Consider the following 18,060-nt stretch of genomic DNA (forward strand, 5'->3'; position numbering starts at 1 on the left):
AAATGACGAGAATAAAAAAACGGCCCGATCTGGGGGAAGATCTAGGCCGTTATATTAGGTATGTAAAGGGGAGTTACTTATTTCGGCATTCCAACACATCCAGTGCCAGTTCAACCGCTTTATCAATATTGTCGCATCCCGCTAACTTACCTGAGCTGATAGGACCAAGCACATTAGCGTATAACGAGAGCTGCTTGTTAAATGGCAGGCTCAACTGCTCATATAAACGCTGGCGAATCTCGGCATGTTGCTCAGGAGCGTGAGCAGCAAGGCTTTTCAAAGTGTCATAAACAAGAGTGGTGGTAGTGTTCATTCTTCTCTTTATCATTAAGTGGGAGGCGCTTATTTTATAATCTTTTCAGGTTCGTTTACTGTGATATAAGTCATACAATATTATTAATATTTTAAGGGAAGCCTAATACTGGTTTCAAAGCGGAACCTTAGATCGCGGTCTTTTCTACGCTGTAAAGATATTATTGCGTACCAAGTACAAATAATATCTTTACAGCGTACCAAATACGCATTAATATTTCAGCCAATTATAAAGTGTCTAAGTAGGAGTGAAATTAAGTTTACTCCCACTGACCGAAAGGAAGAAAGTAAGCAACGGCAACTGCGCTTCTGTATTAGTCATTATAAACAAATAGTAGAGCAGTAATCACAGCCTGAACTATCAGTGAATCAGGTACTACTAAAAGCAACAGTTGTTCGACTAATCACTTTCAAAATTAATGGCTTATAACAAACTGGCTTTGAAACAATGATTTCAAAAGAATACCAAGTACAGAATGGTGAGTACGAAAGTGTAGTCGCTCATAAGATGCTGGATTTGCTCATTATCGTCGCGACATTAACGGGCGCAAGTTGGCTTTATATTGGTAACGTATCAAAGGATTACGTCACCCTTGCAAGCTTAGGTTGTGTACTTCACTTGTTGTTCGCACAAGTTTTTGAGCTTTATCGAAACCAAGACTTCACAACAACGTTTCAAAAAATTCAGAGACTGACCTTGTGTTGGGGAATGACGATTCTTGTCATTCTAATGATCGCTTTTTTTGCGAAGCGTTCGGAAGACCATTCACGTGTAGTTATCGCGATTTGGTCTATGGCCGTACCTTATTTCATGATATCGGCAAGGGCACTGGAACGATTTACTAAAACAGGCATGTTTGCTCAAGATCAGTATAGGAACAAAGCCATCGTCATCGGAGCGACGCAAACGGGTTATCACATGGCCGGAGCGCTAGATCAAAAAGGTTCAATTTTAACATTTGAAGGTATTTACGATGACGCAGAAAAGAACATTAACCAACCAACAACGACTTCGTCTAATGGAGCTGTGGCTTATCCAGTCAAAGGCAATATTGAACAAGCACTGGTTTTAGCAAAATCGAGACAGTTAAAACATGTGTTCATTGCGTTACACCCGTTAGGAAGCCAAAAAACAAAAGCTTTGGTTGATCGTTTTTCTGATTCAAACGCCCGTGTATACGTGGTGCCAAACTTACAAACGTTTAATCTCGTGCAATCTCGTTGGAGAACCATTAACGGTGTCGCGACTGTAAGTGTGCACGATACGCCGTTTAACAGCGTAAGAAGCAGTATCAAGCGTATGGAAGATATTGTTTTTTCGACGCTTATTTTGGCGATGATATCGCCGGTATTGTTAGCCGTTGCTATCGGCGTGAAGTTAAGTTCGCCAGGCCCAGTGATCTTTAAGCAAAAACGCTATGGCCTAGATGGAGAAGAAATTCTGATTTGGAAATTCCGTTCAATGAGCACACAAGATAACGGTGCCGTGGTGAAACAAGCAACGAAGGATGACCCTCGAGTCACTAAATTTGGTGCATTCATCCGTAGAACATCGCTTGATGAATTACCCCAATTTATCAATGTGTTGCAAGGGCGAATGTCGATCGTTGGCCCTCGTCCCCATGCGGTCGCACACAATGAGGAATACCGTCAAATTGTAGGTAGATACATGCTTCGTCATAACGTGAAACCGGGGATAACTGGCTTAGCGCAAGTCAGTGGTTATCGAGGTGAAACCGATACGTTAGACAAAATGGAAAAACGTGTGGAATACGATTTGAAATACATTCGAACTTGGTCGCTTTGGTTAGATATTAAAATCATCGTGATGACGGTATTCAAAGGCTTTGTAGGCAAAGCGGCTTACTGATCGCCCTAACAAAATGCGACAAGCGTAAACGCGAGTCACGGAACAAAGAGTCACTGACCTTTCAACATCAGGTCGACTTGCTTACTCAATTACTGATTCACGAATGAAAAACGATTACCAATGACAAACAATAAGAGCAAACACATGTTTAAAAAGCTACTTGGTTCATTGATTGTGATGTTAACCCTGTTCACATCAGCAGTTAGCAATGCAAAGCCAGCACCAATTCTTTACACATTAACCGCGGGCGATACCATCAGTATCACCGTATATGGCGAAGATAACCTTTCAATTGAAGAGCTAAAAATCGATAACCGAGAAACAGTTGATTACCCGTACCTAGGGAGAATCAAGCTAGGTGGTAAAACACTAGAGCAACTTCAATTAGAAATCACTGATGGATTGAAAGGTAACGTGCTAATCAATCCTAAAGTTAATGTTTCGATCGTCCAATATCGCAATATTTACGTAAACGGCTTAGTGAATAAACCGGGCGGTTACGAATATGAACCAGCACTAACTGTACAAGAAGCAATCTCGTTGGCTGGTGGCGTATTAACGAAATACCGCCGTAGCGCAAAGGTTTACCTAACGTCAGCAGGTGAATACGGAGGTTACACTTCTGAACAGTTAACAAAAGCGTTTGAAAGCGATACTGAAAATGAAGTTGCGCTTTATCAAAAGATACAGCCGGGTGACACACTGCATGTTATTGGTTCGTTCTGGTAAACGTGAATATTTTTTAGCTGTGAGTTAATAGCTCAAGCAGTGAAACCGACGGCCTTAGACCTTTAGCTAAAGTCTAACAATTACCTATTTAAATCTATTGAGAATACAACTCGCTATGCAATTGCTCTCTAAAGAAAATAATACGAACAGTGAAGAGATTATCGATCTCGGAAAGTATTTCCAGCTTATCAAACAAAGCTGGTTGAAGATCACCATGTTTACTTTGGTTATTACTATTTTAACTATGCTAGTGGTGTTCGCACTAACTCCAAAATACGTAGCGACTGCAACGCTATTGATTGAATCGAAGCAAAAGAAAGCCGTTTCAATTGAAGAAGTGGTTGGCATCGATTCAAATCAAAAAGAGTATTATCTAACTCAATTTGAGATCTTAAAGTCGAACCAAATCGCTGAGCGTGTGATCGACAAGCTAGGTTTAACTAATAAGCTAGAATTCAACTCGTCATTGGACCCAGAGTTGTCGCTGAAGGAACAACTTGTAGATTCAGTGAAATCTTTACCTGTGTTTGACGCGTATCGTGACAATACACCAATAACCGAAGAAGATGCTCAAGAAGCAATTCGCCAGTCGGTACTGGATGCATTTAAAGAGCGCTTAACGATTTCTCCGATCCGAAAAACTCAGTTGGTTAACATCAGCTTTGAATCAGAAGATCCAAAACTAGCAGCGGTAATTGCAAATGCAATAGGTGAGGAATACATCAACCTAAACCTAGAGGCGAGCTTAGGTGCGACACAACAAGCATCACACTGGATCACCAACCGACTAACAGAACTAAAAGAACAACTGTCGAGCTCTGAAACGGCTCTAACGGACTTTCTTGCTAAAGAAAAACTGGTTGATGACAGTGGTGTAGAGGGCGGTATTGATGCACAAGCTCGATCGACAATCAGTAGCTTAACCACACGTTTAACAGAGATTACAGATAGAAGAATCGAAATTGAATCTTCTTACAGTACGTTAAGAGCGGCACAAGGTAAAACTCAAGAAGCGTTTATTACTATTCCACTTGTATCTAAGCACCCTCAAGTTCTGGCGCTAAAAGAGCAAAAGATCTTAGCCGATAAAGAGCTCAGCAAATTAGCGAAACGCTATGGTCCAGCTCATGAAGATATGAAGGCTGCGAATGCAAAGGTGCGTTCTTTAGATAACCAAATAAGATCAGTGGTAAAAGAGCTGGTTAATGGCATTGACCAAGAGCTTAAATCGGTAGTGCAACAAGAGCGCTTACTAAAAGCAGAGCTGAAATCCAATAAAGATGCTTACCAGACTATTTCAGTTAAAAAGCGTCAATTTGAAGCGTTAAAGCGTGAAGTAAAAACCAACCGTGACGTATTCAACTTGTTCCTGTCGCGTCAAAAAGAGACTTCAGCAACCAGTGACTTTGCAGCAGAAAGCGCTCGTTTTACTGACTACGCGATGATCCCACAGAAAGCAGCGGCACCGAAGAAAGGGTTAATCATTGCGCTTTCATTCGTAGCAAGCTTTGGCTTTGCGGTTGTGATGGTGTTCCTGTTAGACGCACTGCGTAACACCGTTGAATCAGTAAAAACGTTCGAAGATCGCTTTGGTTTAATCCCATTGGGTGGCTTACCAAAAGTATCGATGAAGAAATACAAAAAGAAAGCGTTAGACAAAGCACTGTATTTTGAGAAAGAAGCTAATTCCTTCAGCGAATCAGTTCGTTCAATTCGTACTGCATTGACGTTATCGAAAATGCAATCAAACAGTAAGCGACTAGCGATTACTTCTTCATTACCGGGCGAAGGTAAAACTACAACGTCTATCAACCTGGCGATGGCGTATGCACAAGTAGAACGTACATTACTTATCGATGCGGATTTACGTAAGCCGGCAGTAGCAGAGCGTTTTGGTTTGAAGAAGTTCCAGCAGGGTATTACTAACCACTTGCTAATGGGAGACGCATTAGAAAACTGCTTATACAAAGACGAGAAGTCAGGCCTAACGATTTTACCCGCAGGTATGTTAACGCCAAACCCACAAGAGCTTTTAACATCAGAAGCATTCGCTAAAATGTTAGACCAGCTCGATGAGAAGTTCGATCGCGTAATCATCGATACGCCACCAACGTTACCTGTAGCAGACAGCCTAGTAATAAGCCGTTTGGTGGGCTCAATTACCGTTGTGGTAAAAGCGAACAGCACACGCCTTGCAAGTGTAAGAAACACGCTAGGCCGCTTTATGACACACAACATAAAGATAGACGGCATCGTGATTAACCAAGTCACTGAAAAAGCGTTAAAGAACGAGTATGGCTATGGTGGTTACTACGGAAGCTATGGTGACAACCACCTAGCGAAACAACCCGTTTAACTAGGCAAACAGTTCAAGTAACACCGCAGTGAAAGGCCAAGTTGGAAACAGCTTGGCCTTTTTAGATCTGTTACAACTGAATTTATTTGGTAATGAAAACAGCGTGTTGTCTTGAAATTTACAATCAATCACACAACCATAACAACAAAAAGTACCAGATACGCAATAAAGCCTTTACAGCGTACCAAATACGCAATAAAATCACACCCCATAAAGTAGTAGCAAAAAAACTGGTCTGAATGAAGCCCATTAGCTTCAATCGTTGTGACGACCAAGTTAGCTAAAAGCACAAAGCCAAACAACGAAAAATTAGAAAATTGATAGCAGATTAGGGGCTGAAACCTAAGGGCGGTAGCGTATCAAAAGTAGCCTTATTTTGCAGGAATCGTCATCCCCCATAGCGAGGAACGACAACAAACGTCATTCCCTACAGTGAGGGACGAGCGTGATAGGGAATCTGCTTTTGGTTGAGAGCTCCTCAACTCAGTCGTTCCTCCTTCTCGAGGATGACGGTGGTTAGCGCTACACGCGTTCGTCATTCTAATAGTGACGAACCAGAACAAACGCGCGGTTCCCAATAACGAGGAACGACAACATACGTGTCCTTCCCTATAAAGAAGAACGCCACACACGTCATTCCCTACAGTGAGGGACGAACGTGATAGGGAATCTCTCTTTTGGTTTAGAGATCCTCAACTCAGTCGTTCCTCCTTCTCAAGGATGACGGTGGTTAGCGCCACGGCCTGTTCGTCATTCCAAGAGTGACGAACCAGAACAAACGCACGGTTCCCAATAATGAGCAACGACAACATACACGTCATTCCCTACAGCGAGGGACGAGCGTAATTGGGAATCTCGCTTTTGGGTTTGAGACCCCCGAATCAGTCATGCCCACAGAGAGCAACGACAACATACACGTCATTCCCTAAAGCGAGGGACGAGCGTAATAGGGAATCTGCTTTTTGCACCTCCCCTTGAATTCAAAATTCGTACTTAATACTTAAATTAAGGGCGGCAACACCAAAGGCAATAACAACGTCATGACAGTCTTAAATAGCACCAAAAGAACACACCTTAAGCAGCTCGAAGCGGAGTCGATTCACATCATCCGTGAAGTCGCCGCTGAGTTTGATAATCCAGTAATGCTCTATTCAGTAGGCAAAGACTCAGCAGTAATGCTGCACCTTGCTCGCAAAGCATTTGCACCTGGGAAGCCTCCGTTTCCGTTAATGCACGTAGACACAAACTGGAAATTCAAAGAAATGATCCAGTTCCGTGACCAAATGGCTGAAAAAGTAGGCATGGACTTAATCGTTCACCAAAACCCAGAAGGCATCGAAATGGGGATCAGCCCATTCGTTCATGGTAGCTCTAAGCACACCGACATTATGAAAACGCAGGGGCTTAAGCAGGCATTAGACAAATACGGCTTCGATGCAGCATTCGGTGGCGCACGCCGCGACGAAGAAAAGTCTCGCGCTAAAGAACGTGTGTACTCATTCCGCGATAAGAACCACCGTTGGGACCCTAAAAACCAGCGCCCAGAACTGTGGAACGTCTACAACGGCAAAGTCGATAAAGGCGAATCTATCCGAGTGTTCCCGTTATCAAACTGGACTGAGCTAGATATTTGGCAATACATCTACCTAGAAAGCATTGAAATTGTGCCGCTTTACCTTTCAGAAAAGCGTCCGGTGGTAGAACGTGACGGAATGTTAATCATGGTCGACGACGAACGTATGCCAATCGAAGAAAGCGAAGAGATCCAAGAGAAAATGGTTCGCTTCCGTACTTTAGGCTGCTACCCACTAACAGGCGCAGTGGAATCAGAAGCGACAACACTGCCAGAAATCATTCAAGAGATGCTGTTAACCATAACATCAGAACGTCAAGGCCGCGCTATCGACCACGATTCGTCTGGCTCGATGGAAAAGAAAAAACGTGAGGGATACTTCTAATGAGCCACGCATCAGCCCTAATCGCATCAGACATTGAAGCGTACCTAAAGCAACACGAAAACAAAGATCTAATGCGCTTCATTACTTGTGGCTCAGTAGACGATGGTAAATCGACCCTTATCGGCCGTTTGTTGTTTGATTCAAAGTTGATCTACGAAGATCAAATGGCAGCCATCGAGAAAGACTCCCAAAAGTTCAACACCACAGACAAAGAGTTTGACTTAGCACTATTGGTAGACGGCTTACAAAGCGAACGAGAGCAGGGCATTACTATTGATGTTGCTTACCGTTATTTCTCGACAGACAAGCGCAAATTTATTATTGCTGACACCCCAGGGCACGAGCAATACACGAGAAACATGGCAACAGGTGCTTCTACCTGTGACCTAGCGATTGTAATGGTAGACGCTCGCCACGGTATTCAAACCCAAACGCGCCGACATAGTTACATTTGTTCTCTGTTGGGTATTAAGCACTATATTGTTGCTATCAACAAAATGGACTTAATGGACTACAGCCAGGAAGTATTCCAGAAAATCAAAGCCGACTACCGTGAAATGGCCAAAGAGCTGGACATCCAAGACTTACGTTTTGTCCCTATTTCAGCTCTAAACGGCGACAACGTAGTAACGCCAAGTACGCTCATGGATTGGTACCCAGGTGCCACACTAATGAAGCTTCTAGAAACGGTAAAAGTTGAGCAAGATAAAAACTTAACTGACTTCCGTATGCCAGTGCAATACGTTAACCGCCCGAACCTAGATTTCCGTGGTTTCTGCGGAACCATCGCTTCTGGTGTCGTTCGCCCGGGTGATGCAATTACTGCGATGCCTTCAGGAAAACAAAGCACAGTGAAAAACGTTGTGACCTTTGAAGGTGACATCGAGCAAGCCATCGCAGGTGATGCTGTAACAATTACTCTAAATGATGAAATCGACGTAAGTCGTGGGGATGTACTTGTACATAGCAACAATCTACCGACCGTAAGTAATGCAGTTCAAGCGATTATGGTTTGGATGGGCGAAGCACCACTACAAACTAATAAAGAGTATATGTTTAAGTTTGCGTCTAAATCAGTAAATGGTCGAGTAACAGCGATTAACCATGAAGTCGATGTTAATACACTTCAAATTAAATCTGATAATGAGTTTACCAAGCTAGAGCTTAATTCAATCGGCAGCGTCGATATCAACCTAAACGAAGCAATCTCAGTCGACCTATATAAACAAATCAAACAAACCGGCGCGTTTGTGGTGATTGACCGAATGACTAACGTGACGGTTGGGGCAGGGGTGGTTAAAATCTCACAGAGGCAGAAAAGAAACCAAGTTAAGCGTATATATACTGATGCCGAACTTGAATTGAATGCTTATATACGAAAGTTTTTTCCTGAATGGAATTGTGACTATGCAAGAAACTATTAGCGTAATTATTCCAACTATAGAAACAGAGGGGATACTTTTAAAGTCAGTAAAATCAGTACTAAATCAGGAAAAAAGTGTAGATAAGCTAATTATAGTTTTTGATAAAAAGAATGATGAAACGATTTTTGACTATGAATTAAAGCTAAAACATCTAGAAAGTACTGTTAATGAATTGAGTTTTAACCTGAAATCGTGCTGTGAAATACAGTATGTTAGTACTAAGTCTAATTTAGGGCCTGGTGCGGCTAGAAATCTAGGCTTAAAACATGCAGCCGGTTATAAATTTATCGCTTTTTTAGATGCTGATGATGAGTGGGAAGATTGTCATATTACTGGTTTTTTTGAGTTTTATAAAAAAAGGTTGAATTCTGGATGTTCGAAAATACTATATTTTGATATGTATAATCACAGTGTTATGAGGCAATCCAGACTAAATCATAGAAACATTCTATTTTCACCTAGAATTCATACGCCATGTGCGATATTAACAAATAGTGAACGTGTCAAGTTCCCCAATGCTCATTTTTGTGAAGATTTAGCGCTTTGGATTGATCTTATTGATGATGGCTATCAAGGCTACTGTGTTAATGAAAAAGGTGCAAAAGGCAGAGAAAATAGATTTGAATCTGGTTTAAGTAGTAATCAAGTTAAGATGTGTCTATATAAAATTAAGTTCTTGCTTTACAAGAGAGCCGTGAAGCATCCCTTTATTACTATTTTAGCTATTATCTATGAATTGTTGAAGCTCCCTACTAGGTATTTTAGAAAAATATGAAAATAAATAATATTGCTAATAAGCTAACTAAGTTGATACATGGTAATAATTTTACTAAAAGATTTTATCGAATTCCTATTAATAGAAATGAAAATATTAGTCCTATTTTCATTATTGGAGCAGGTCGATCAGGAAATACTTTATTAAGACGAATTCTAAACCAACACTCTGAAGTTGCAATACCACCCGAAACATATGTACTAGGGGTAGCTTCAATGCAACATACAGCTATGCCACATGTAGGGTGGCATACGATGGTAACTACAATTTTAGGTAACTTTCAGTTCCACCCAGACTTCTACACATTCAAAATCTCGAACCTAAATGAATTACATCAATCACTAAAATGTTTACCCAAAAGCGAACAGTCATTTGCAAGAATAATTAATGAATACTACTTGAATTACCTCGATTTTCATGGGATTGCCGCAAGGCGATGGGGGGATAAGACACCTTTGAATGTTTTTTATTTAGATAATATAAAAAATACTTTCCCAAAATCTCAATTTATTCATATTGTACGAGATCCGGTAGACTCTGTAAGTTCATTTATCGATGCGAAGCTTTATAGCTCTACAGAGGAGGCAATAGATAGATGGGTTAAAGCTATTGAACTTGCTGAAGAGTTTAATATTAACAACAAAAACTCTTGTATTATGGTTTATTACTCTGATTTGGTTACAAAACCAGAAGAAACAATTTCTGGAATATGTGACTTTCTTGATGTGAGCTACGAAGAGTCGATGATGCAGCATAGCTCTAAAGATTTGGGTGATGTTAACTTATTGCCTCATCATGCTAATGTGAATAAGCCAATAACCCCTGATAGTATAGGGAAAGGCTACGGTAAATTAAATTATCATGATATATCTATATTAAAAAATAGAATGAACAAGTCTAAAAGTGTATTGGTTTCGAAATATTTGTCAAAGATGAAAAAGTATTATGAAAAAGATTTTATTCCTTCTTAATAATAATCAAGCGCATATTCCACATGTTTTGTCTTTGATAGATGAGGCAATAAATTGTAAGAGCTTAGATGTTAAGATTGCATATGTTAATGGCACAGATGTTAGCATGTTGACTGAACCCATGATGAAGTGTTTATATAAGTTTTACGATAGAATAGCGTTGCGTGATTTATTTTATTTGGATCTTTTATTAAGATATTGTCGATTTTTATTTAGAAAGATAACTAAGAATTCTCATACGGATTACATTTATATTCATAAGGTTAATTCTAGTGAGATTTCCAAGTATGACTATGTAATTACCACAGAGCTCGATAATGGAAATTACTTAAAGAAAATTAACCCAAAAATCAAGGTAATCTGGGCATTACATGGGCCTCTTGGGGTTGCAACTTCGTATGGAACTTTTTCTGATACTAGAGGGGTTGACTGTGTTATTACATCTGGAGAAACAACTTCAAATGTATTTAAAAATTCAAAGTTGAATATATGTCAATCTGGTTCGTTGAAGTTGGAGTGGTTCAAAAATAACCATGTTAATGGGGGGGGGAAGCTTTTTAATAATGATAGGAGAACAGTTGTATTTAATCCTCATTTTAATAAGAAGGTAGGGGCCAATGCTTGGGATAGTATGGGAGTTAGGGTTCTAGACTATCTTTCCTCCTCTAATGAGTTTAATGTTATATTTGCACCACATCCAAGGCTAGGTGAGATTTTAAAAAAAACAGATTTTGATAGATTTAGATGTAAAAATAATGTCATTATAGATTTAGATAGCGAAAATCTAAGTAATTTATATTATTCTAATTATTGTGATGTTTATGTTGGGGATGTAAGTAGTCAGGTATATGAATATATTGCGATAAAGAGGAGGCAATGTATTTTTATTGACACTATATCTTATCATACGGATGAATCAAAAATAATGCACTCACTAGGTCAGAGAGTTGAAAACTTTGAAAGTTTTAAGTGTGTTATTAATTCAGGGCTATCAAAGGAGGAGGAGGTAGTACAAGAAAAAGTGATTGAAAATGTATATTCATCTAAGTTTGATAGACCAGCTAGCTTTGCTCTTCAGGAAATAATTAATATTTAGTATGAATCATTTATCATTAATGTTTTTTTTGTGTGCCTCATCAATATTTATAGTAACATCATTATTTATTGATAGGAATGAAAAGTCTTCAAAGCCAGTGTTCTTTATAGTCTTACTTGGAATTGTTTTTTTTAATGTAATATACTTCTCTGCAACTAGATCTTTAGAGTCAAGCGGTGATACTTGGAAGTATGTTTTCACTTATAATCAACTTGATTCAATGTTTACGGCTAGAGAAGATGGGCTTGAAATTTATGGGAACCATGAGCTTTTATTTTGGCCATTAGCAGCTCTTATTAAAGAGATAGGCTTTAATTATCGAGCTTGGTTGATTTTAATGCCAGTTTTAACAATGTTGCCTTTGCTACTGTCGTATAGGCTAATTTCGTCTGAATTAAGATTGAAAAATTATCTATTGGTTTTTACTGGTTTGTATTTTTCATACTATTTAGTATTTATCTGTGCTATGAGGCAGTCTTTTTCAGAGGGTTTCGTATTTCTTTCATTCGCTTTAGCAGTAAAAGAAAAACATAGATTGTCATTACTGTTGATGGGAGTAGCATTTTTATTTCACACATCATCAGTTATTTTCTTCCCCATTTTAACCCTTGTTCTTTTGAGAGTAAGGCTTAGCGTTAAACATGTTATCATGTTGTTCGCATTTTCTTTGGTTTTTGGGTCTCTTCTAATGGACAAGTTTGGATGGCTTGTTGATATGTTTAATAATACATCGGTAATATCTAAATATGATAATTACACTAATAATGGACAAGTTGGTGAATTCGATAATATTTTAGAGTTGAAGCAGTTCTGGATGTTGATGTTAGCATCTATAGCCTTTGTTTTTGTTTATGGAACTCATCACAAACTGTCATGGTATATAATAGGTGTGGTATCTATTATTCTAATATTTATTGATGCTCCTGTCATATCTGGTAGAATGCTCAATTACTTAGCTTTGGCTTTTCCTATAATTTCCTATTATTTTATTGACAGGCTTTTATTTATAAAATACAAGTCGCTAGTCTTTGCTATTTTATTTTCCGTAATTGGTTTTTTGGTGTTATCGAGTCATAGTGCCATAATTACATTGACAATATAGATACTTATGAAAATACTACATATCACCGAGTCATTCGGAGGCGGAGTTACGTCTGCAATTAATACATATGTTAATAATTCTTCGCAATTTGAACATTATTTATTCGCGACTGTGAGAAAGGGGGATGAAACTGGAGAGGAAGATAAGGGAAACTTTTTATTAATGAAGTTGGTGAATAGGAATCCTAGATCAATTTTCTCATTGTACAAGTTTATAAAACAAGTCAGCCCTGATGTAATTCATCTTCATAGCACATATGCAGGAGCTATTGTTAGACTCCTTCCATTTATATCTAAACGAAAAATAATTTACACCCCTCATGGTTTTTCTTTCTTACGAAATACAAGTCAAAATATTAAGAGGACCTACTTTTTAATTGAAAAGATTCTAGCAAAAAGGACTGCGGTTATTGCTGGTTGTGGCCTCGATGAAAAGTTGCTTGCTCAACACTTCGTTCATCCATTCAAAACCCATGAAATCATTAATGTATGTGATGATATTGACTTAGATAGCAAACCGAGTGGTAGTAGTCGCCCTAGTATTGTAATGGTAGGTCGTATTGCTGATCAAAAAGGTTATGATTTTTTTGCATCTGTAGCTAAGCAGGTCACTTCGTTTGCCGATATGGTTTGGATCGGTGGTGGTGAAGCTTCATATGTTAAAAACCTCGAAGAATCGGGGGTAGTCGTTACTGGTTGGATTGATCGTAAAAGTGCTTTGGAGAAATTATCTAATGCAGATTTTTATTTTCATACAGCGGCATGGGATGGCTTTCCTATTTCTGTACTTGAAGCTGCAAAAATGAATAAGCCTATGATTTTGCGTGAAATTGGCCCGTTCTTATCTGAGGGTTTATATACGGTCGATTCAATTGATAAAGCGATTGAAGAAATTAAGCTTTTAACTTACTCAGATACTGCGGCTTACCACAGAGCAAAAAATAACTATGTGAAAATAAATGAACACCATAGCCAAGAAAACTTACAGCAAGCTCTGAATTCGCTGTATAGCAGTTTTAGACCGAGTGAATATGAACTTACTTTTTAGATCACTACAAGTATTTATTGTACGCGGATTTGGTGCTGCAACAGGATTTTTAATGAGTCTTGTTGTTGCCAACACTACTGAAGTAAATCACGCTGGTGTTTTCTTTTTCTCCTTAGCTTTAATTCAGTTAGGTGGGGGGCTACTCACTCTCGGTTCTCCTAATGCTTTATTAAAAGTGGTTGGTGCAGATTATGGAGTATCCTGGAAGTGTATAAACCAAGATGTATCGGTTGTGATCAAATGTGTGTTCGGCCTGTCATTAGCCATTATGTTTGTGTCGGTAGTTTTTCCTACTCAGATCTCAGCCGCTCTGGGTATGCCTGAAGTTGAATCGATTTTGCCAGCTATAGCGTTAGCTATGCTGGCATTTGCGCTCGTACAGATATTTTCGGCAATGCTGCAAGGTAAGCAACACGCTATTATGGCGAGTACGGTGCAAAATGTTGTAGCGCAATTTTCGTTTATATTAATTCTTGGTTTAGCAACGTGGCTCGGTATAACGCAAACAAGTGTTTCTTTAGTTTATGTATATTTGTTTGCAATAAGCTTGGCAATGGCTGTGGGCGGGGTAATCTGGTTTAGAGCCAACGGCGCAAGTTTTGAAATAGAAGCAAAGCTCTCGCCAGAATTGAAGGTCAGTCTTTCAGCATTATTTGTAACCATGCTAATGGGTCAATGTTCAATGTGGGCAGGTCAGTTTTCCACAGCTAAATTTCTTTCAAGTTCAGACGTCGCATTTTTTGCTTCTACTCTGCGTACAGCAACACTGGCTAGCTTTGTATTAATTGCCGTCAACTTAGTCGTAGCGCCAAAGTTCGCACAAGCGTTTGCTAAAGGTAACTCTGGTGAAGTGAATAAGTTGTCTCTACTTTCAAGTCGTTTGATGATGTTGATGGCAACGCCAGTATTGGCATTTATGACCTTCTTCCCCGAATTCTTGATGGGACTGTTTGGTGAAGAGTACAAGGTTGCAGCTCCGCTATTGCAAATACTAGCGATAGGCCAGTTTATTAACGTGATTACAGGTTCTGTAGGTTACTTGCTTAATATGACAGGTCATGAAAAAGACATGCGTAACGTTGTGTTGTTCTCTGGGCCTCTCGCTATTGTGTTGGCCTTTGGTCTAACTAGCCAGTTTGGACTAATGGGTGCAGCTTATGCGACTGCAATTTCTGTTGCTACGCAGAACCTACTAGCGGTTTGGATGGTAAAGAAACGTTTGGGCTTTAATACGTTGAACGTATTTAGAAAGGTTTAACTGTTGGGTCGTAACTTTGAGTTGGTCGTATGTTTGATTCTCAATTATTAATCGCTGTATTAGTTGCTGCGCTGCTTATTGCCTTAGTTGTGTTTCACATTCGCCCGTTATTGGCGTTTGCGGGTGTTGGTGCTGCATTGTTTATTATTGGTGCAGTTGATCAAACCTTATACCTAAATGGTTTTACTAACGGTTCTTTAATGACGTTGATGGTGTTGATCATTTGTAGTTTCGCCATTGAGAAAACCTATCATGTGCGCCATTTGGGGGCATCGTTGTTCAATGGCAAGTTTGTCCCGAACTACGTTAAATTATTGGTAGTTAGCAGCTTTACCTCGGCTTTTGCCAATAACACGGCGGTAGTGGCAACGCTAATGGGTTGTATAAAGAAGAACTTACCAAGCAACGTGAACAAGTATTTATTGCCTCTTTCTTATGCTTCTATCTTAGGGGGGACGTTAACGTTGGTTGGTACTTCGACTAACTTAATTGTCTCGGGCTTTGCCCAAGAAGCAGGGTTGGCGCCGTTCTCTATGATAACGACTACGCCTGTGGCGGTTATCGTTGTGGGCGTGTGTTTGGTTTGTTTGCTGTGTTGTATTCCTTTGCTTCCGCCTAGTAAGATCCAAGAGCAACATCGAGAAAATACGAGTTACTTTGTTGAAGCCCAAGTTCGAGCTGTTGTTAACGGCCAATCATTAGTGGGTAAAACGGTCTTTGAGAACGGGTTGCGCGATTTGGGTTCTTTGTATTTGAGTGAAATCATTCGCCAGGGCGGTGTTATTACGCCTGTATCACCCAATGAGGTTCTGCAATCTAACGACAGGTTGATGTTCAGTGGTGATATTAATGCATTAGAGACTTTACAGCAGTTTAAAGGTTTGAAAACTGTAGGCGCTGTGAGCGAGGAAGACGCGAACATTGGCCAAACAGTTGAAGCAGTACTCTTGGCAGATTCGGTCGTGGTTGGCAAAACCATAAAGCAGGTGAAATTTAGATCTCTGTTTGATGCGTCTGTTATTGGTATTCGCCGTGGTAACCAAAAGCTAAGCGGTGGCTTGGGTAATACTGTGTTGCAAGCGGGTGACATGTTGCTTCTGGCTATCGGGAATGATTTTAAAGATAGGAATAACTTAAAGCGTAACTTTGTTTTCATTGACGGTGCAGATTTTGGTAACCATTCAGGTGAGCAACAAACGCTTTCTAAAGCTCAGTCTCGCTGGGTGCTCGGCGGTTTTGTAGCTGTGATAGGGTTATCGGCTATTGGCTTATTGCCGTTGCTTAAAGGTTTACTGATTTTGCTGGGTGCTTATGTGATAACGGGTATATTGAATGTTCAATACGTTCGTCGTCGTATCCCGTTTGAAATTATTGTGATTGTGGGCAGTGCATTGGCCTTAGCTCATGCAATGCAAACCAGTGGGTTAGCGGATACGGTGAGTGGTGCTTTGCTAACGTTGACTAATGGATATGGTGTGTACGGCGCGTTTATTGGGGTGTTCTTGGCAACGTTGTTGCTTACAGAGTTAATCACCAATAATGCAGCGGCGGCGATTATTTTCCCTATAGCCCTTGCGACTGCACAGCAATATGGCGCCGATCCAATGCCGTTTGTTATGGCGGTGGCTTTTGGGGCGAGTGCAAGTTTTCTGTCGCCGTTTGGTTACCAAACGAATTTGATGGTGTACTCGGCGGGTAATTATTCTATTAAAGATTATGTGAAACTGGGTCTGCCGCTTTCGATTGTGTATTCCATTACCGCGTTAGTGGTGATTCCGGTGGTGTATCCGTTTTAGGTGTCTATTAAGAGATCCCCGATTCAGTCGTTCCTCCTGCTCGGGGATGACGGTAAGGTAAGTCGAGTAGATGTTTGCGTTCGTCATTCCCTAAAGTGAGGGACGAACGTAATAGGGAATCTCGCTTGTGGTTTGAGATTCCAGATACCTCGTTCCTCGGTTCTGGAATGACGGGTATTTTAGGGTCTCGATGACGGTTGCTTTCGAGTTTTCGACGGTTGTTTTAAAGTTGCTGTGCTAGTTATCGTCATTCCCTAAAGAGAGGGACAAACGTGATAGGGAAACTCGCTTGTGGTATGAGATTCCAGATACCTCGTTCCTCGGTTCTGGAATGACGGTTGTTTTAGGGTTTTTGGCGGATACTTTCGAGTTTTTGCCGGTTACTTTAAAGTTGCTGTGCTAGTTATCGTCATTCCCTAAAGTGAGGGACAAACGTAATAGGGAATCTCGCTTGTGGTATGAGATTCCAGATACCTCGTTCCTCGGTTCTGGAATGACGGTTGTTTTCGAGTTTTTGGCGTTTATTTTCGAGTTTTGACGGTTATTTTAAAGTTACCATGCTAGTTATCGTCATTCCCTAAAGTGAGGGACGAACGTAATAGGGAATCACGCTTGTGGTTTGAGATTCCAGATATCTCGTTCCTCGATTCTGGAATGACGATTGTTTTAGGTTTTTTTGCGGGTGTTTTCGAGTTTTTGACGGTTATTTTAAAGTTTATATAAAGGTTATTCATGACAACTCCATATCAAGAAAAAACAGATGTAATAGAAAAATCGAGTGATGTGGTTTGGCACAATGCCACTGTAACGCATCAACAAAGAGCTGAACTGAAACAACAAAAACCTGTTGTGCTGTGGTTTACAGGCCTAAGTGGTTCTGGCAAGTCGACGGTTGCTAATGCAGCAGAAAGCCAGTTATTGGCTTTGGGCAAACACAGTTATTTGTTAGACGGCGATAACGTCCGTCATGGTTTGAACCAAGATCTCGGCTTTAGTGATACAGATAGAGTAGAGAACATTCGCCGTATTGGTGAGGTGGCTAAACTGTTTGTTGATTCAGGAAGCATTGTGTTGACGGCGTTTATCTCACCGTTCATTTCAGACCGCCAACAAGTGCGAGATCTTTTAGGTGAACAACAGTTTTTAGAGGTATTTATTGATACGCCGTTGGAAGTGTGTGAATCACGTGACCCTAAAGGTTTGTATAAGAAAGCACGTAAAGGCGAAATCAAACACTTCACGGGTATCGATTCAGAATACCAAGCGCCAGTGCAACCAGATATTCATGTAAAAACTGCAGGTGTTAACATTGAAGAGTGTGGCGAGCAAGTGGTGAATGCGCTACGTGAGCGTGGTTACATTTAAT

14 protein-coding genes are annotated in these 18,060 nt (G+C 40.2%); 13 read left to right on the plus strand and 1 reads right to left on the minus strand.

Annotated features, from left to right (window positions below):
* Positions 1–73 precede the first annotated feature (73 nt).
* Complete coding sequence (locus tag HRQ85_RS09400; RefSeq protein ID WP_172379436.1) at positions 74–313, minus strand: PAS factor family protein; 240 nt, start codon at positions 311–313, stop codon at positions 74–76.
* A gap of 447 nt (positions 314–760) precedes the next feature.
* Between HRQ85_RS09400 and HRQ85_RS09405 the strand changes: the two genes are divergently transcribed.
* The 13 genes from HRQ85_RS09405 to cysC all read left to right on the plus strand — a co-directional run bounded on the left by HRQ85_RS09405 (position 761) and on the right by cysC (position 18,059).
* On the plus strand, positions 761–2,182 hold the full coding sequence (locus tag HRQ85_RS09405; protein ID WP_172379437.1) for an undecaprenyl-phosphate glucose phosphotransferase: 1,422 nt from the start codon (positions 761–763) through the stop codon (positions 2,180–2,182).
* A gap of 144 nt (positions 2,183–2,326) precedes the next feature.
* A complete protein-coding gene (locus HRQ85_RS09410; RefSeq protein ID WP_172379438.1) occupies positions 2,327–2,911 on the plus strand; it encodes a polysaccharide biosynthesis/export family protein in 585 nt (194 codons plus the stop codon).
* 115 nt (positions 2,912–3,026) lie between these two features.
* The gene (locus HRQ85_RS09415) at positions 3,027–5,267 is read left to right on the plus strand and encodes a GumC family protein (protein ID WP_172379439.1); all 2,241 of its coding nucleotides are present in this window, start codon (positions 3,027–3,029) and stop codon (positions 5,265–5,267) included.
* A 1,040-nt stretch (positions 5,268–6,307) separates the two neighbouring features.
* The gene (gene cysD / locus HRQ85_RS09420; protein ID WP_172379440.1) at positions 6,308–7,225 is read left to right on the plus strand and encodes a sulfate adenylyltransferase subunit CysD; all 918 of its coding nucleotides are present in this window, start codon (positions 6,308–6,310) and stop codon (positions 7,223–7,225) included.
* Entirely contained in the window at positions 7,225–8,649 is a 1,425-nt protein-coding gene (gene cysN / locus HRQ85_RS09425) for a sulfate adenylyltransferase subunit CysN (protein ID WP_172379441.1), read from the plus strand. Before cysD ends, cysN begins: the two co-directional genes overlap by 1 nt.
* Positions 8,633–9,424: a glycosyltransferase family 2 protein gene (locus tag HRQ85_RS09430; RefSeq protein ID WP_172379442.1), complete on the plus strand. Its 792-nt coding sequence runs from the start codon at positions 8,633–8,635 to the stop codon at positions 9,422–9,424. Before cysN ends, HRQ85_RS09430 begins: the two co-directional genes overlap by 17 nt.
* A complete protein-coding gene (locus HRQ85_RS09435; RefSeq protein WP_172379443.1) occupies positions 9,421–10,395 on the plus strand; it encodes a sulfotransferase family protein in 975 nt (324 codons plus the stop codon). The genes HRQ85_RS09430 and HRQ85_RS09435 overlap by 4 nt, the downstream gene beginning before the upstream one ends.
* Positions 10,370–11,491, plus strand: coding sequence for a hypothetical protein (locus HRQ85_RS09440; RefSeq protein ID WP_172379444.1), 1,122 nt, complete (start codon positions 10,370–10,372; stop codon positions 11,489–11,491). The genes HRQ85_RS09435 and HRQ85_RS09440 overlap by 26 nt, the downstream gene beginning before the upstream one ends.
* Before the next feature lies 1 nt (position 11,492).
* Entirely contained in the window at positions 11,493–12,593 is a 1,101-nt protein-coding gene (locus tag HRQ85_RS09445; protein ID WP_172379445.1) for an EpsG family protein, read from the plus strand.
* A gap of 6 nt (positions 12,594–12,599) precedes the next feature.
* Complete coding sequence (locus HRQ85_RS09450) at positions 12,600–13,640, plus strand: glycosyltransferase (RefSeq protein WP_172379446.1); 1,041 nt, start codon at positions 12,600–12,602, stop codon at positions 13,638–13,640.
* Positions 13,641–13,692: 52 nt separating this feature from the next.
* A complete protein-coding gene (locus HRQ85_RS09455; protein WP_172379447.1) occupies positions 13,693–14,898 on the plus strand; it encodes an MATE family efflux transporter in 1,206 nt (401 codons plus the stop codon).
* A 29-nt stretch (positions 14,899–14,927) separates the two neighbouring features.
* Positions 14,928–16,694 carry an SLC13 family permease gene (locus tag HRQ85_RS09460; RefSeq protein ID WP_172379448.1) on the plus strand — a complete coding sequence of 589 codons (1,767 nt, stop codon included), beginning with the start codon at positions 14,928–14,930 and terminating at the stop codon, positions 16,692–16,694.
* Positions 16,695–17,426: 732 nt separating this feature from the next.
* Complete coding sequence (gene cysC, locus HRQ85_RS09465; protein WP_172379449.1) at positions 17,427–18,059, plus strand: adenylyl-sulfate kinase; 633 nt, start codon at positions 17,427–17,429, stop codon at positions 18,057–18,059.
* Position 18,060: the final 1 nt, after the last annotated feature.

Source organism: Vibrio sp. Vb339, assembly GCF_902751245.1.
GTDB lineage: Bacteria > Pseudomonadota > Gammaproteobacteria > Enterobacterales > Vibrionaceae > Vibrio > Vibrio coralliirubri.

Bases quoted from the DNA above. Each gene is read 5' to 3' on its own strand.
- HRQ85_RS09455 (WP_172379447.1), top strand. From the start codon at position 13,693: ATGAGTCTTGTTGTTGCCAACACTACTGAAGTAAATCACGCTGGTGTT.
- HRQ85_RS09450 (WP_172379446.1), top strand. From the start codon at position 12,600: ATGAAAATACTACATATCACCGAGTCATTCGGAGGCGGAGTTACGTCT.
- cysN (WP_172379441.1), top strand. From the start codon at position 7,225: ATGAGCCACGCATCAGCCCTAATCGCATCAGACATTGAAGCGTACCTA.
- HRQ85_RS09415 (WP_172379439.1), top strand. From the start codon at position 3,027: ATGCAATTGCTCTCTAAAGAAAATAATACGAACAGTGAAGAGATTATC.
- HRQ85_RS09410 (WP_172379438.1), top strand. From the start codon at position 2,327: ATGTTTAAAAAGCTACTTGGTTCATTGATTGTGATGTTAACCCTGTTC.
- cysD (WP_172379440.1), top strand. From the start codon at position 6,308: ATGACAGTCTTAAATAGCACCAAAAGAACACACCTTAAGCAGCTCGAA.
- HRQ85_RS09400 (WP_172379436.1), bottom strand. From the start codon at position 313: ATGAACACTACCACCACTCTTGTTTATGACACTTTGAAAAGCCTTGCT.
- cysC (WP_172379449.1), top strand. From the start codon at position 17,427: ATGACAACTCCATATCAAGAAAAAACAGATGTAATAGAAAAATCGAGT.
- HRQ85_RS09435 (WP_172379443.1), top strand. From the start codon at position 9,421: ATGAAAATAAATAATATTGCTAATAAGCTAACTAAGTTGATACATGGT.
- HRQ85_RS09440 (WP_172379444.1), top strand. From the start codon at position 10,370: ATGAAAAAGATTTTATTCCTTCTTAATAATAATCAAGCGCATATTCCA.
- HRQ85_RS09460 (WP_172379448.1), top strand. From the start codon at position 14,928: ATGTTTGATTCTCAATTATTAATCGCTGTATTAGTTGCTGCGCTGCTT.
- HRQ85_RS09430 (WP_172379442.1), top strand. From the start codon at position 8,633: ATGCAAGAAACTATTAGCGTAATTATTCCAACTATAGAAACAGAGGGG.
- HRQ85_RS09445 (WP_172379445.1), top strand. From the start codon at position 11,493: ATGAATCATTTATCATTAATGTTTTTTTTGTGTGCCTCATCAATATTT.
- HRQ85_RS09405 (WP_172379437.1), top strand. From the start codon at position 761: ATGATTTCAAAAGAATACCAAGTACAGAATGGTGAGTACGAAAGTGTA.